Source organism: Brevibacillus sp. BC25 (assembly GCF_000282075.1).
In the GTDB taxonomy this organism is placed as follows: Bacteria; Bacillota; Bacilli; order Brevibacillales; family Brevibacillaceae; genus Brevibacillus.
In genome coordinates this window covers 17,235-32,953 of the sequence record NZ_AKIX01000103.1, presented here as the reverse complement: position 1 = coordinate 32,953, position 15,719 = coordinate 17,235, and the positions used below count along the sequence as shown (strand labels likewise).

General features: G+C 47.1%; 7 protein-coding genes and 2 tRNA genes. 1 reads left to right on the top strand and 8 read right to left on the bottom strand.

Annotated features, from left to right (window positions below; genetic code table 11):
• Positions 1-13: 13 nt before the first annotated feature.
• From PMI05_RS23450 to edeP, 4 genes are all read right to left on the bottom strand, one after another.
• On the bottom strand, positions 14-1,177 hold the full coding sequence (locus tag PMI05_RS23450; RefSeq protein WP_007727239.1) for a pyridoxal phosphate-dependent aminotransferase: 1,164 nt from the start codon (positions 1,175-1,177) through the stop codon (positions 14-16).
• Positions 1,178-1,192: 15 nt separating this feature from the next.
• Complete coding sequence (gene edeN, locus PMI05_RS23445) at positions 1,193-7,708, bottom strand: edeine non-ribosomal peptide synthetase EdeN (protein ID WP_007727237.1); 6,516 nt, start codon at positions 7,706-7,708, stop codon at positions 1,193-1,195.
• A 23-nt stretch (positions 7,709-7,731) separates the two neighbouring features.
• Positions 7,732-8,979, bottom strand: coding sequence for a lysine 2,3-aminomutase (locus PMI05_RS23440; RefSeq protein ID WP_007727235.1), 1,248 nt, complete (start codon positions 8,977-8,979; stop codon positions 7,732-7,734).
• A gap of 78 nt (positions 8,980-9,057) precedes the next feature.
• Positions 9,058-13,563 carry an edeine non-ribosomal peptide synthetase EdeP gene (edeP, locus tag PMI05_RS23435; RefSeq protein WP_007727233.1) on the bottom strand — a complete coding sequence of 1,502 codons (4,506 nt, stop codon included), beginning with the start codon at positions 13,561-13,563 and terminating at the stop codon, positions 9,058-9,060.
• Positions 13,564-13,853: 290 nt separating this feature from the next.
• Here edeP and edeQ point away from each other — a divergent pair, with 290 nt between their 5' ends.
• Complete coding sequence (edeQ, locus tag PMI05_RS23430; protein ID WP_007727230.1) at positions 13,854-14,291, top strand: edeine self-resistance N-acetyltransferase EdeQ; 438 nt, start codon at positions 13,854-13,856, stop codon at positions 14,289-14,291.
• A gap of 166 nt (positions 14,292-14,457) precedes the next feature.
• Here the strand turns inward: edeQ and PMI05_RS23425 are convergent.
• The 4 genes from PMI05_RS23425 to PMI05_RS23410 all read right to left on the bottom strand — a co-directional run bounded on the left by PMI05_RS23425 (position 14,458) and on the right by PMI05_RS23410 (position 15,712).
• Positions 14,458-14,539: transfer RNA gene (locus PMI05_RS23425), tRNA-Leu, on the bottom strand.
• Positions 14,540-14,584: 45 nt separating this feature from the next.
• Positions 14,585-14,669: transfer RNA gene (locus tag PMI05_RS23420), tRNA-Tyr, on the bottom strand.
• A 92-nt stretch (positions 14,670-14,761) separates the two neighbouring features.
• Complete coding sequence (locus PMI05_RS23415) at positions 14,762-15,079, bottom strand: hypothetical protein (protein WP_007727228.1); 318 nt, start codon at positions 15,077-15,079, stop codon at positions 14,762-14,764.
• Between the two features lie 66 nt (positions 15,080-15,145).
• A complete protein-coding gene (locus PMI05_RS23410) occupies positions 15,146-15,712 on the bottom strand; it encodes a thioredoxin family protein (protein WP_007727226.1) in 567 nt (188 codons plus the stop codon).
• Between the last annotated feature and the right edge of the window lie 7 nt (positions 15,713-15,719).

The following is a 15,719-nucleotide window of genomic DNA, read 5'->3' as shown; positions in this document are numbered from 1 at the left end:
ACTCTTCCCCTTTTTAGGTGGTGGTGAAAAATTCCCGCAAACGGTTAATTCCCTCGTTATACTTGGCGGCAGAGTATGAGAGGCGCAGTGTATTCGGGATGCCAAAGTCAGAACCCGGTACGGTCGCCACATGTGTAGCCTCGAAAATTTGCGTAGCCAACTCTAGCGAGGTGCTGATGCCTTTTCTCTTCATAAATGCTTCGCAATCAAGCGTGAAGTAGAAGCTGCCTCTCGCTGGCAGAGCACGGACATCCTCTACATTTTGGAAAGCATCGATCGTGTAGTCCCGACGACCTTTGTACAGTTGGACCAAATGATCAACCTCATGCTGGTAATCAAGCGCAGCCATTGCTCCGAACTGTACAACCGGGTCAGCTGTGAGCAGTGTGTGATGCTGAATGACCGTCAGTGGCTGCACCAGCTCATCCGGTACGATCGCATATCCGACACGTCTGCTGTACATCCGATACGCTTTGGAAAACGCATCCGTTGTGATGAACGTAGACTTGGTATTTTTCAGCTGCATCACGGATTCGCACTCGTCATCGAAGTAGGTATTCGCATAAATTTCGTCATTGATAATAGCCGCACGACCGTCTACGATGCTGTCGATCGTATACAATTCCTCTTTTGTCAAAATATTTCCCAATGGGTTGCCTGGCGTGTTGATCACGACCACTTTCGTCTTGTCTGTAAAATTCTCTTTAAACGACTCCACATCAAGTCTCAATGTATCCATATCAATTTTGTAGTAACGAACTTTCGCACCGACTAGCAGCGCGCAGAAATGGTAAAGCGAGTAGTACGGAAGTGGCAACAACACTTCATCGCCCTCTTTAAGCAGGAGGTAGAACAGGTTACGGAAGAGTGTGCTGGTACCGACACTGATTACGAAATTCTCCGGTTTGATTGACACATCGTATTTTGTTTGATAGTGGGTCGCGAGCTTATCTTTCAGCTCAGGCAGCCCACCTGGATACACGAGCGAATATTTTTCAAAGCTATCCAATGCCTGTTGCATGGAATTGATAATTTCGGGATGCAGCGGCATTTCTGACTTCCCAAGAGTCATGCGGATTGCTTCTCCACCATTTCTCTCAAGCTCATTTGCCATCTGGTCCAGTACAAACATCAAAAAGCGTTCGTCGTGAAAATTAATTGAGGATCTGATTTCCATATTTCCCTACCCCTTTTACTTTATTTTGGATTTTTCTGCTAACATTTTTAGGATTTTCACATAGCGATCCGAAAGCGATTCAACATATGCCGTCTGAAGCATAGATGGATCATAGGTAAAAACGACATGGATACCTTCCGATGTTTCTGCTACCTGAAGAACTAACGGACTTCCTGCCATTTCTGGCTCAACTGACCGTTTGACTTCACGATTCCAAACAGCTGACTGAGCTTTGAACGGGATCGTCTGGTTGACAAAAAGTGTCGGCCATTCCATGTGTGTCGTCGCTTGCCAGTGCTCTGACGGATACAACGCGAGCATTTGCATGCGGTCACGTACTTGCTTCGTTTGATCCAATAATTGTGAAAACGAACTGATCGTCTGCATATCGATGGTGAGCGGTACGATATTGTCAAAGTTGCCTAGCGTTTGTTCCAGCACACCTTGCGTCCGATTCGTCGTCACTACTCCAAGCGTCAAACTAGGCAATTGGGTGACCTGTCGAAGCAACAACAGGTAGGAGGCAAGCAAGATGTCTCCCAGCTCCTGATTGGAATGAGCAGCTACATGCAGCAAATCGGCGTGACCTGTTGGGTCGATATACTGCTCGACTTGTCGTTTCGCTACCCCTCCCGTACCAAATGGTTGAGCACAATCTGGATTTGATGCTGTCAACCACTCATGACGCTGGGCCTCGAGATGTCCGTAATAAAGCATTTTTTTCTGCCAAACGGCGAATGCTTCGTAGCGAGGCTGTTCATCCACAGCTGGTTCGTGCCCCTCTGCAATCGTTTGATACAGAGCCTCCCATTCTTCCAGGAGAAGTCCGAGACCTCGCCAATCACTAAAGGAGCTGTGAAGACTTCCAATCAACCGATAGCGATCAGCAGCCAGCTTGATCAATTCAAATCGAACCAAACTTCCTGCTTTGTCCTCAAACGGCCTTTTCTGCTCGGCAGTCAATCGTTCTCGCAACCATACCGTTACCTCTGCCTCGCTTTTCTCCTGTAAATCACAAAACGCAAGCGGAATCGGTTCGGAATAGCCTTGGGGCGATAGCAGAGGAAATCGTCGCACGAGAGCTTGCCATGCTTGCTGCATATACGACAGTTCGATTCTGCTCCGAAGCTCGATGTCAAAACATCTGACAGCCACAATCCCATCTTCTTGTTCCTGCTTCAGCAAACGTTCCTGAACGAAGGAATAGATGGGCGTTGTTTCCGAATGAAACTCGCCTAGAATCGGCTTAGGTCTTTGTGCAGCTGATTTCCCGTCAGTCAAAAGTAGATAGGGGGCATCTGTCAGTTGCAGATCACGTCCTGTCCGGTCTGCAAAAGAAACGGGTATACCACACGCAATCAGTGTGTCGATCCGTTCGGTCAGATTCGCTACCCGATCCTCAATTTGGTAAACGCCACAACCACTTTTCATGAGCTCTCGTTGTTCTTGTGAATGCTCCATTCGAGGCTCGACTAACTGGATGCTGCTGTCTCTCGCTTTGCCCAGTGTGATAATACTGGCTTGCGATTGCCGATCCAGATATTTCTCGTGAACCCGATAGCCCAGGAACGTAAAGAACGACAGTGCCTTTTCAGCATCTGGTGTAAGCAACCGGACAGCAGATCGCTGATCGCTGCTTTGCCATTCGTCATGCGTCATGTTCTCGTTCTCTACAAGTTCAATCAGGCCAACCGTTTCCAGAAAGAGAAAGGCAACGAGTCTATGATTGAAAAGTACCGCTGGCTTTGGAGCGCTGACCAAATCGTATTTGAATTCAGAATCAACTAATCTTTTCAAAAATTGATCAATATTGGAAATCGAAAAGCATAGATGGTACGGACCCGTCCCCTTTTCTTCCAACAAACGAACGCAAGGTGACGTTTCATCAACAGGAGCGATTAGCTCGATTGGCACACATCCCGGTTTCATGCACATGGAGAGATACACATTTTGTTCTGGATCATGCAGGGAATCGCTTGCATCAAATCCGAGAGTGCCATACATGATTTGAGCCGGACCCAGTTCTGGAACTGCAACTCCGACATGATGAAGGCGGTTCATCACGCCCTCTTTTTCTGTTTGGTGATGTACGAAGTCAACATCATCCAATCGCTGATTCGGATGCTTCAGAAGTGCTGCGAGAACACGCATATAGTTGTCAGCGAAGCCTTCCATTGTTTCCGCTTTAAACAACTGGGTATCGTATTCAAGCACGCACCTAAATTGATCAGCGAGTGGTGTAATATCCAGCTTAAAGTCAAGTTTCGATGTCTTCGATTCATGCGGAACCTCTTCAAATTGCACGTCGTCCACTGTAAATTGCACTTCTTGCTCCCGCTGGTTATGGAAGATCAGCATCGTATCAAACAATGGATTTTGCATTTGCTGGATGCCTGCGGCGCTACGAGCAACAATCTCTTCAAACGGATACTCCTGATGTTCGTAGGCCAGTAGCAGACTGCGCTGAACCTCTTGTACAAAATCGGCATACACAAGATCGGCACGAGGACGATTGCGTATCGGAAGGAAGTTGATAAAGACGCCGACGATTCGCTCCAAATCGGGATGGTTTCGTCCAGCCACCAGTGAACCGACAACGAAATCTTCCAGTGACGTGTATTTCATCAACAACACGTAATAAGCCGACATCAAAACAGCATGGACAGTCACTTCGTTCTGCTTGGCAAAAGCATGCAAATCACCGTACATAGAATCAGTAAGGAAGAACGTATGGTGATCCCCCTGGAAAGTCTTAACAGAAGGACGCGGGTAATCCAGCGGAAAAGACATGAGCGGGACTCGGTCGCTGAAAGTGTCCACCCAGTATTTTTCCTGCTGATACCACTGTTCGCTCCCCCGCTTCTGCCACTGCCAGTCGGCGTAGTCCTTGTATTGAATAGGCAGTGCAGGCAGCTCTTCACCCATATACAATCTAGCGAAGTCTTCCATTAACACATTCAGTGAAATGCCATCCAAAATAATATGATGAGAGTTGAACAGCAGATAATGCTGAGTAGCTGTGACCTCGACTAGGCAAACCTGAAGGAGCGGTGCTTTCGTCAAATCAAAAGATTGCCGGAAGTCTTCCATCAGTTCGTCCAATGTCCTGCCGTCACTATGAATGATTTTGATCTCAAATGGCACATGGTCGCTGATGTACTGATACACTTCTCCATCCTGTACCGCAAACGAAGTACGGAATGCTTCATGCCTTTGGATGATTTCCTTAAATACACTTTTCACTCGACTTACATCCAGATGACCGTTTACCGCGATTACACCCGACATGTTGTAGCTGGTGCTTTCTCCTTCTATTCCATGCATCACGAAAATTCGTTTCTGTGAAGAAGAAGCCCTGTATCTCTCGGCTTTACTTACCCGATCAATCGGCACGTAGGATATCGGCTGTCTACCCCTGATGCGCTCAGCTAATTGTCGAATGGTCGGCTTCTGGAATACATCCTTGATCGTGATGTCTGTTTTTCTCTCTTTTTGCAATCTGGTCACGAGTTGAGCGGCCTTCAGCGAGTGGCCTCCTAACGAGAAAAAATGATCGTGCACGCTTAGTTTTTCGACTGCCAAAAGTTCTCGCCATATTTGTGCCAATTGCTGCTCAAGTTCATCTGCCGGGGCCTCTTCCTTTCCCGTGCGATATTGCGTGTAATCCAGACGTTGCAAGGCAGTCTTGTCTACTTTTCCACTCTGCGTCCGAGGCAAGGCATCTAAATGGACGAAAAAGGCAGGTAGCATGTAGTCAGGCAAATAAGTCAGCACTGCTTCGCGCAGAACATGTTCCTCAATCGGATGCATCGCAGCCAAGCATGCAACCAGATAAGGATCGCGTTTTGACTCCTGAATGGCCACTACCGCTGCTTCCCTGACACCAGGCTGACGGCGCAGGACAGCTTCAATTTCCTCCAATTCAACGCGGTTGCCGCGAATCTTGATCTGAAAATCCTTGCGGCCAAAATATTGCAGATGCCCTTCATCCGTCCAGCATGCCAAGTCTCCTGTACGATAAAGCCTGCCATACGGGGTCAGTATATAGGACGCTTTGGTTTTTTCCTCGTCAGCGATGTATCCTTCCGTTACCCCCATCCCGCCTACGTACATTTCCCCTATTACCCCTTTGGGCAATAGATGAAAATCTTGGTCCAGAAGAAAGACACGAACGTTGTAACTTGGATGTCCAATCGGGAGCGGGTTTTCAAAAGGCCCTTGTCTCGGTACACAATACCCAGATGCCGAGATACTATTTTCCGTTGGGCCATACAAGTTGTACATCTGCGCTTGGGGCAGCAAGGCTGCATGTCGTTCTACTAAGGAAGAAGACAGCATCTCTCCTGTACACAATACTTTTTGTATCGAATCCATCGAGCCATCAGCCACATGGTCAAGCAAAGCGTGATACATCGTAGGGACGACGAGTATCACGTTTGCCTGTTGGCCCTCGATGGCAGCCGCGAGCTTTTGCGGGGACTTGTTTTCATGTCGCTGCAACAAGCAAAGGGTACCGCCGCTGATCAGTGTGCAGAAAATCTCGACAACCGATGCGTCAAAAGTCAATGTGGCGATCTGCAACGTTCTCGTCTGCTCTCCGAACCCGACAAATTCAATGTGCCACCAAAGAGCGTTGATTAATTGATCATGCTTTACACGCACACCTTTTGGAGTACCTGTCGAACCAGAAGTAAAGATGGCATACGCAGTACTCGAAGGTGCCGCTTTTCGCTGTGGTGTTTGAGTTAACTCCTGTGCCCAACATGCTGGTTCATCCAGACGAAACACCCTTGTTTGCAAGTCAGCGACGAGTTCCAGATAGCTGCCCTCTGTCACAATCAGAATAGGCTGAATCTGGCTTACGATCTGTTCGATTCGCGCTTTCGGCAAGTCTGGATCAAGCGGGACATAGTAACACCCAGTTTTGAGGATAGCCAGCAGTGCTGCAATCATCTCAGGGGAACGATCACACATGATAACTATCGGTCGGCCTGCATCTGTCACCTCCTTTTGCAGAGCCCAAGACAGGCGATTCGCTTGCTCTTGTAACTCCTTGTAGGTCACAGTCTGCTTTCCTTGAACAAGCGCAACTGCATCCGGTGTTTTTTCTGCCGCTTGATCAATCAACTCGTGCACGCAGTAGTTACTTGGTACTGGCACGACTTTCATCTGTTCCTCAATCATCTCGTGCCGCTCACGATCACTGAGCAGGGTAAGATCACGAATCTCTTGATCCGGATCAGCTGCAATCTGCTCGAGAAGGCTCTGATAGTGAAGCGCCAGGCGTTCAATTTCCTTCGCTTGAAACTTCCATGCCTGGTAGTTGACATGGACTGTCCATTCATCACCTGGTGTTACTTCAAGCACCATTGGATAATCAGTTGTTTCATGCGAAGTGATATTCTCCAGCTCAAAGTCAAGTTCCAATCCGGCCAACGTCTTGTCGATGGGATAGTTTTGGAAAACGAACAAACTGTGCGCCAAAGGGGTTTGTGCGTCCATCTCTGAGCAGTTTTTCAACTCAACTGCTGGCACGTACAAATGCGGGGCCATCTGGTGCTGTTCTTCCATCATGACACCCAGCAGCTCTTTGACTGTAATCGTTTCTGTCCGTTTGACCCGGAGCGGATACGTCTTGATGAAGAGGCCGACGATTTCCTCTACTCCGGTGAGATGGGCAGGACGTCCGGCGTACGCCACTTCAAAAAGAGCATCCCGCGTATCGCTGTATTTTTGCAGCAAAATACCCCATGCGGCTTGCAGCAGTGTGCTGATTGTCACGCGGTAACGCTTGGATGTTTCCTCCAATGTCTCCGTAAGCGATTGACTGAGCCGAAGATGATAAGAAGAATACCGCCGCTCTTCGTTACGATCCCGCATATAGGGAAGCGGTGTAGGCGAGCTAATTCCTTGTAAGGAATCTTTCCAATACGATAACGATTGTTCTTTCGATGCTTCTTTTAGAAAACGCAGATACTCCTTGTATTTCGCTTTCTGTTTGATCGCAGGGGAGATCCCCGAGCACAATTGTCCGTACGCTGTAAATATCTCTCTTAGGAGAATGCCGGAACTCCATCCGTCCATGAGAATGTGATGAAATGACCATATGACTTCATAACGATACAACTCCATCCGTACTACTTGAATGCGAATGGTATTGCCCAACTCAAGCGCGAAGGGTGTTTGCTTGTCCTGTGACAACAAGACAGACAGTTTTCTTTCCCGCGCTGCAGATGGTAACTCGGTCCAATCGAAATAAGGAATCTCCAATGTCTTTTGCTTGAGAATCAGCTGGACAGGGGCTTGAAGCCCCTCCCAGCGAAAAACCGTACGAAGCATTTCATTGGCCTCAAACGCCATCGTAACTGCCTGCGTAAACAACTCCAGCTGAAACTTGCCACGAAGGGTTAGCCGATGCTGTTCGAAATACAAATTGGAATCCTTTTGGAGTCGGTAGTAAAACAGCATGCCCTCCTGCGTTGGGCTTAACGGCAAAATGTCAGCTATATTGTTTTTGTCGATCTTGTTCATCACAATTTTCTCTCCTGACTCCCTTACCGAACAGCTTCACTCGGCAGGTTTTCCACGATCTCCCCATCTGCATCCACGTACGGCAATCCATTGTGTTTGAACACATGGTCGAGACAATACATCTCTCCCTGCTTGTAGTCCAAAATCATCAGGTCTTCTGAACGGGTTGGGATTAATTCCTTCAGCCGCTCTGGAAGATAGTCTGGTCCAACCGCTTGATGCCATTTCAAAACAATTTTTTCAGGGCGCTCAGCTGTCGGATAAAAACCGCAAATCTCTAATTTTCCAAAATCGTGTGAAGTAAGGAGTACCCCTTTTTTCTCTAGGCCACCCAAATTGCGTTTGGATTCGGCCACATTCCGGAACGCCTCGTCCAGTGGAATGGCATACTGCTCTACTCCTCTGACTGGCATAAACACCGTCAAATAATACGAAATGATTCGATTATCGAGAAACTTGCGCTGCAAGTCGATCAAGGTCTCGACAGAATCGTTCACCCCGCGAATGATCGCAGGCTGTCCGCGAATCTGTACACCGACGGATAGCAGCGCTTGCGTTGCTTGGATCGAAACGTCGCTTATTTCCCCGGGATGGTTGAACTGAGAAATCACACTTACCTGCTTGCCGGGCGTCTGTCTTACTTGGTCAAAGAACGCTAGCAGCTCTCCGTCGAGAAAACGAGCGGGATCATAGGCCAGAGCCTTGGTGGCAAAGCGAACGAGTCGAATACTCTTCACACTCAATAGAGCGCTAATCAGCTTGATTAAGTCAGAGCTTTTACGGAAGGAAGCCGGATCTCCGCCAGTAAAGAGAACATTATCGATATACGGATGAGCTTCCAAATACTGCACTGCCCTTTCTGCTTTTTCCATGATATTGGTGTATCCAATATCCTCGTGACGGATTTCGTTCACTTTATAGCAGAACTGGCAGTTAGCAATACAAAAGTCGTCGATGTGAAGCAACAATGTCTTTTTGTACTTGTGTTGCAGAAAAGCTGTTTCATCCTGACGGTATGACTTGTTACCATACGGATCAAAGCGGCCTTTATAAGGTTTCTCTCCCGGTGGCGGAAGCACGATATTGATCATCTGGGTACGATAAGGCTCTGATTGACTCGCAATCAACTCGGCATAATAGCGAGTCACCTTAAATGGCATATAAGACTGCTCCAGTAACGCACTGCGTACTTCCTTCTCTGCTTCTGTAAAGCCGACAATTGTGGCGAATTCCTCAAATCCTTTTTTTCCCATTAACACCTTAACACTCAATGTAATCCCTCCCGTCATTCTTAAACACTCGTCATATTTACTTTCTCAGAACACTCGGTCAAGCATATGATTCGCTTGTTAACCAAACAGCAAATCCAGTTCTTTTTGTGTCAACTCCACATCTTCAAAATCCGATGGAGTAAATTCAGGGATCTCCTGACGGCAGCAATGGTCAATGAGCTGCTCCAATTCATGGAAAAACAACGCAAGCAATTTCTCGATGGTTTCCTCGCGATACTTGCGCAAGCTGTACGTAACAGATACCTGAAGTTCTCCTTGACGAATGAGAGCAGCCACGTCAAGCAGTGCTGTCAAATGATTACCCACTCCAGAATCAACCGCCAAGTTTCCGCCCATTAGAACCAGATCATCACTTAGTTGATTATCAACGGTTCCCAGATAATTGAATCGAACATGGGACTTTTCCTCTGCCGCGAGCAGATGAGGCTTAAACCAGCCAAACCCAAGCCCCCCCATCGGAATCTGACGCAATTTCTCCTTTACTGCTTTTAGGTGATCAGTCCGATTGGATGGATTCGTTTCGAACAGAACAGGATACATGCTGGTAAACCATCCTACTGTTCTGGTTACGTTCATCGTATGAATAGCAGACTCACGCCCATGAGACTCCATTACCAGCAAGAGACGCTCCCTCTCGAACACATCACACAATGTCCGGGTAAGTGCTGCAACCAATAGGTCTTGGGGACCCGTGTTGAACATTCGGTTGGCCGTTGTCAACAGTTTCGACGTTATCTCGGCTGAAAGTGTGCGTGTAGATGTAGCGCTGTATTCTACCAAGTCTTCGCCAAAATCGTAATCTGTTGGAAGTTTGTCTTCCGGGATGGAAAACATGTCCCAATATGCTTTTTCTTTGATTGCCTGATCCGACTGGTAAAAGGCGGAGACTTCCTTGACCCACGCTTGCATCGAATGTGTTTTATCCGGCAAGACAATCGGCTCATTCCGTTTCAGACTGGCCAAGGCGCTCATCAAATCTTCCAGGAGAATCCTCCAAGAGACACCGTCCACAAGAAGATGATGGGCCGTCAGAAACAATCGCTGAGGTCGATCGAAACCTAATTCAAAGAGACAACCGGTAAACAGCAATGATTCTTCCAGCTTGAAGCTAACAGCGCAAGCTCTCATCGCCTCAAGCATTCTAAACTCCTGTTCTTCTTGCGGTAAGGAAGAAAGGTCGACGTAAGACACTGACACTCGGCTGGTAAGGTGGCGCTCATTGTAAAAGAGCTTCCCGTCTTTTGCAGAGTAATTGAGTCGCAAACAATCGTGATGGTTAACCAGTGCAGACAGACTCGCTTCAAACTCCTCCAGCGTTACTTTTTCCCTGCTTTCAAGGAGCAGCGACTGGTTCCAATGATCAGCATTGCGGAACTGTTGTGACAGAAACCAAGAAACGATTGGAGATGACGGCAACTCACCAGTACACGGCTCTTGTGATATCTGTTCCACACCCCAGCTCCAGTCACTTCTCGTTTTTAGTTCTGCAATCGTGTCATAAATCAAGATGTCTCTTACCGGAATCTTGATTCCACGCTGATGCAATCGATAGGAAACCTGAATCGCCTTGATCGAATCCCCCCCTAGTTGGGAAAACGGGTCATGTAGACCAAATGGTGAACGACCAAGCACGTCCTCATACACTTCAACCAATAGCTTGTCAAACTCGTCACGAGTACTGGTATCATCCTCCGCACCTTTTCGCTCAATGACAGGTTCGGGAAGCTGCTTTCGATCTACCTTGCCATTTGAGGTCAGCGGAAATTGTTCAAGCTGCACGATTTGCGAAGGGATCATGTATGCGGGCAATCGACTTGCCAGTTCTTCACGGAGCTCTTTTTCCCGGAAAGCTGTTTCCGTGATCAAATAAGCACAAAGATACTTACGCCCCCACGTATCCATTCGATCGATCACCACTGCCTCACGCACAGAAGAATGACCAAGTAGCTGCTGTTCAATTTCACCCAATTCAATGCGGTAACCATGAATTTTCACCTGATAGTCAGCCCGCCCCAGATACTCCATGACTCCATTTGATCGATAGCGAACCAGATCGCCTGTCTTGTACATCACTTTACCTGGCTGAAACGGATCGGGTAGGAAACGCTCTTGAGTCAATTCCTCGCGGTTAAGATACCCCCGTGCCACACTATCTCCCGAGATGAATAACTCTCCTGTCGATCCGATCGGGATTGGTTTCCCATATGAATCCAAAATGTAGAGCTGCACGTTACTGATCGGTTGTCCAATCGGCACAGAACCCTCAACATCGGTCTCTGGATCGAATTGATAGATCATGCAACCGACTACTGTCTCGGTAGGGCCATACTCATTGAGAATTTCGATTTGTCCGTTCCATTTCGCATGAATCGCCTCTGCCAGACTCACCTTCAAGTCCTCGCCGCCCACTATCACTCTCTTTACAGTAGTAGAAGGCAGAGCGATTTCTTGCAGCAAAAACAGATGGGCAGGTGTCAGCTTTACAACATGGGAGCGTCCATCGCTAAAGATGCGCGATAACACAAACTCTGAATCGGTGTGCGGATAAATAACCATCCGATTTCCCTTTACCAACGGGCAAAAAATGGACGTAACCGTTAAATCAAATGCCAGTGAGGAATAAAAAGCAAACGCTTCTTCAGGACCAGAGAGATAGCGGTCTTTCGCCCACGAAATATAGTTGACCAACCCTCGATGAGTGACCATGACCCCCTTCGGATTTCCGGTAGAGCCTGATGTATAAATGACATAGGCCAAATCATCAGGCTGATTGACCGATTCCAGGATTGCCCCCTCATTTAGATACAGGGTCGAATCACCAAGCTCCAGGATTTCTTTGGACCACGAAATATCCTCTGTTCGCGAAGTGTGACGAAGCAACAAGTCCGCTCCAGAATCAGACAGCAGGTATTCGATGCGCTGAGAAGGGAGTTGAGGGTCAATCGGAAGGTAAGCCCCGCCGGCTTTTAGCACGGCCAACAGCCCGATGATCATCTCTGGCGAGTGATCAGCCAGCAGCGCAACAATTACACCAGGGCCAACGCCTCGCTTTCGCAACGACTGAGCGAGTCGATTCACTTGATCCTGCACTTCCTGAAATGTCAGCATGCGCCCATCTGACTCCAATGCAACTCCCTGTGGCGAGCGTTTTACTTGCTCTTCAAACAACTGGACAACCGTCTTCTCGCTGGGATAGGAAGCAGCTGTATCGTTCCATGTTTTGAGCTGTAGTGCCAACTCTTCGTCAGCAAGGAAGTTCAGATTGGACAGCGGGACTTCTGGATTCGAGATCATCTGATTGAGCAGCCTTACGAGATGATCCACTATGCGATCAACATCATTTTCCGTGTACTCTGCGATCTTATAATCCAATTCCAGCGTCAATTGTTCATCTGTAGCCCATTCCCTGATAATTACTTGGAGCGAATACAACTGGTGACCGTTGTAAAACTCCTCATTCGTCACGGAGTGCCCGCCAAGGGTGAAGGGAAGCTGCGTGCTGTAATAATTTACACAAATCTGAAACAGGCTGTCATAGCCATGTTTCTTCAATTCCAACTCTTGAGCCAACAAATCGTAGGGATATTTCTGATGAAAAAAACAGGAAGTGAGTTCCCTGTTGACATATTTGACATAATCGAAAGCATCCATTTCCATCGGAACTGCCAAACGAAATGGCATGGTGCTTGTGAACATCCCGAATATTTTGCGCTCCACTTTTCCTGAACGGTTTAACAGCGGTGTACCGATCACGATTTCTTCTTGCCTCGTACAACGCTGAAGGTAAAGACTGACGAGAGCCACAAACATGGAATTTAGCGAGCATTTCATCTGGTTTGCAAACTCGCGTATTCTTGTCGAATCTTCACGGTTGAATGCATAGACTTTGCGCTTGCCTTCGGTAGTATCTGTTGCCTTTTGTAAAGTCGTGATCACGGGCAAGCTCTGAAACTTGTCCCGCCAGTATCGCTTGTCCTTTTCAAATCTCTCAGACAGAGAATAAGCATGCTCCCTGTCGACAAAAGCTTGATAAGCGTGTTCATCTCCTACATGTACGGTACCGCCTGCCAACAACGTGTCATAAAAGTGAGCAATTTGTTCTGTCATGATTGAGATGGACCAACCATCAGCAATCAAATGGTGAAACTTTACAAAATACCCCGCTTCTTCGTCACTCAGTTGAATCAGACAAAAGTAGAACAGAGGCTCCCGTCCGATCGAAAACGGCTTTGCAAACAAAGCCTGCAAGAATTGTCTGCACCGATCAGGGGCATTCGGTTCTTGTCTGAAATCAAACACCTGCAATGGCTGCGGTTCGTACTCTCCAACAAACTGAAGGACTGTCTCTTCTTCCTGATAGTTGAGTCGCAAAGCATCGTTCTTTTGAATGAACAGGTGAATGGCCGCTTCCAGTACATCCAGTTTCACTTTCCCTTGAACCCGCACCATCCCCCCTAACGTATGGACAGGAAGCTGTGGATGTAATTTTTCCGTATACCAGATACGCTTTTGTGGATGACTTAAAGGATATCCGTCCTTCCATTGCTTCTTATCCTGATGCAATGCATTTCCCCCCTTTCGGAATTGTGCAGATGTAATCACAATTCAGGTATGGCAAAAAATCTAATTGATTACAAATACTTCCATTCCAACTATATCGATGACTCTTCCAAAGTGTCAAATGAATTTTCCATAAAATGTTATTTCTGAAAATTAGGTGAATTCATTCTCTTTTAGCGCTTCATAGAATGGAAAAAATTTTGTGCACACTGTTGATTTTGGCTGTCTTTTCACGTAGGATAAAATGTAATATACTGGTAAAAACAAACCCTTGGAAGGATGAATGTGATTAGATGTCTGTGACACTTCGTGAAGTAACCCTGGAAAACTGGGAAGAGTGTATTGAACTGGAACCTACTCCCGAACAGAGTGAGTTTGTTGCCCCGAACCTTTACTCCATCGCTGAAGCAAAGTTTCAAACTACATTTGTCCCTCTGGCCATCTACCATGATGACACGATGGTTGGCTTTGTCATGTATGGACTTGACCCCGACGATAGCAACTACTGGATTTACAGACTCTTAATTGATGCTAAGTATCAACGGCAAGGCTACGGACGTGCTGCGATTTCGCAAGTCATTGATATACTGAAGGCAAAAGACGATTGTCAAAAAATTGTCATTGGTTATGCCCCAGCCAATGTCGCTGCCGAAAACCTTTACGCTTCACTCGGATTTCAAAAAAATGGCATGGTCCTGTTTGGCGAGACTATTGCAGAATTGAACTTTTAAGCTAGCTATTTTCGCTCCCGAAAAATGAAACAGCGGCGACCTAAGACCTGAAAATCAAGTCTTAGAATAGCCGCTGTTTGAATTGTTTTTTGTTTTTCCGTAAATTAAAAAACACACTCTCCATGTGACTGTATACATCATGGTTAGTGTGCATTTGTTTTAGATATGGTGCCGGTGAAGGGACTTGAACCCCCACGGTTTCCCTCACGATTTTGAGTCGCGCGCGTCTGCCATTCCGCCACACCGGCATGTGAAACTATGAATAAAGTAGCACATCATCGATAGAAAATCAATGGTGGGGAGAGACGGATTCGAACCGCCGAACCCGGAGGGAGCAGATTTACAGTCTGCCGTGTTTAGCCACTTCACTATCTCCCCACAATATGTGCTGTCTATCTTCTGCGTCTACTCTTTTCAACCAGAAGCGACATTTATTAATTTACCATGAACTTTGTTTGACGTCAATATATTTATTTGGATTGACCCTCTTTTTTCTCCAAGATTTCCTGTGCCCACTCGTGAAAGACGCGCAGTGCTTCGTCCACTTCTTGAAATGTTGCTTCTCCCTCACAGGAGTATTCTGGGAAGTCTAGTATGCGGTTTTTACGAATCTTCACATGCTCTTCTTCGCATTTTATCTCCAAGAAGTAGGGAACGGATTCATCTATCCCATAGCTATTTTCTAAAAATTCGTAGGTACGTACCCACTCCAGAATTCGAACTTCCGAAGCTTTTAACCGAAGCACCTGCTCCAAGGACATAATGGTTTCATTCCCGTAGTAATACATGTTATTCAGCCCTTCTGCATGAAAATGGACGGAGCCGTGACTCCGCCCTGTTATTGATGTGATAGATTAGGTCGAGGAAAGCAGCTCTCTCAGTTCTTTGACAATCACTTGCTGGTAGCCAGTGCCTTCTCCATACTGCTCGAGCATTTCGGTACGTGCCACTTTGATCTTGTCTTCATAATCTGGTGCATTTCGATCCTGGTTTTGCTGTTTAAACGCCGTCATGACAGCTTGGACATGCTTCGGTCGTGGTCCCCATTTGGCCAGAACATGTCCACCCGTGTCCGCGAAAATAACAACAGGGATCGCCCGACCGCCCATCGTGAGAAACTCATCCATGAGATCGAGGTGTTCTTCCATCACCATAATTTCCACTGGCATGTCTGTTTCTTTCAAGGCATGCAAGACGACTGGCAAGTTGCGAACGACGTCGCCACACCATTCCGCAGCCAAAATCAAGCATCTGAGGTCATCACGATGCTGGAGCGAAGCAAAAAACGCACGGTCTTGTTCATCCTCCCATGAAAATGCATCCGACCAGTTTTGGTATGTATCCTGATTTTTGGTCATGCTTTCCACAAACGCTTGTGGCTTGAGCCCCGTACGGAATTTATGTGCTACATTTGCCCCCATCTTTTCT

Excerpts from the sequence above, each read along its gene's own strand:
- PMI05_RS23450 (WP_007727239.1), bottom strand. The coding sequence starts at position 1,177 with ATGGAAATCAGATCCTCAATTAATTTTCACGACGAACGCTTTTTGATG.
- edeQ (WP_007727230.1), top strand. The coding sequence starts at position 13,854 with ATGTCTGTGACACTTCGTGAAGTAACCCTGGAAAACTGGGAAGAGTGT.
- PMI05_RS23410 (WP_007727226.1), bottom strand. The coding sequence starts at position 15,712 with ATGGGGGCAAATGTAGCACATAAATTCCGTACGGGGCTCAAGCCACAA.
- PMI05_RS23415 (WP_007727228.1), bottom strand. The coding sequence starts at position 15,079 with ATGTATTACTACGGGAATGAAACCATTATGTCCTTGGAGCAGGTGCTT.
- edeN (WP_007727237.1), bottom strand. The coding sequence starts at position 7,708 with ATGAACAAGATCGACAAAAACAATATAGCTGACATTTTGCCGTTAAGC.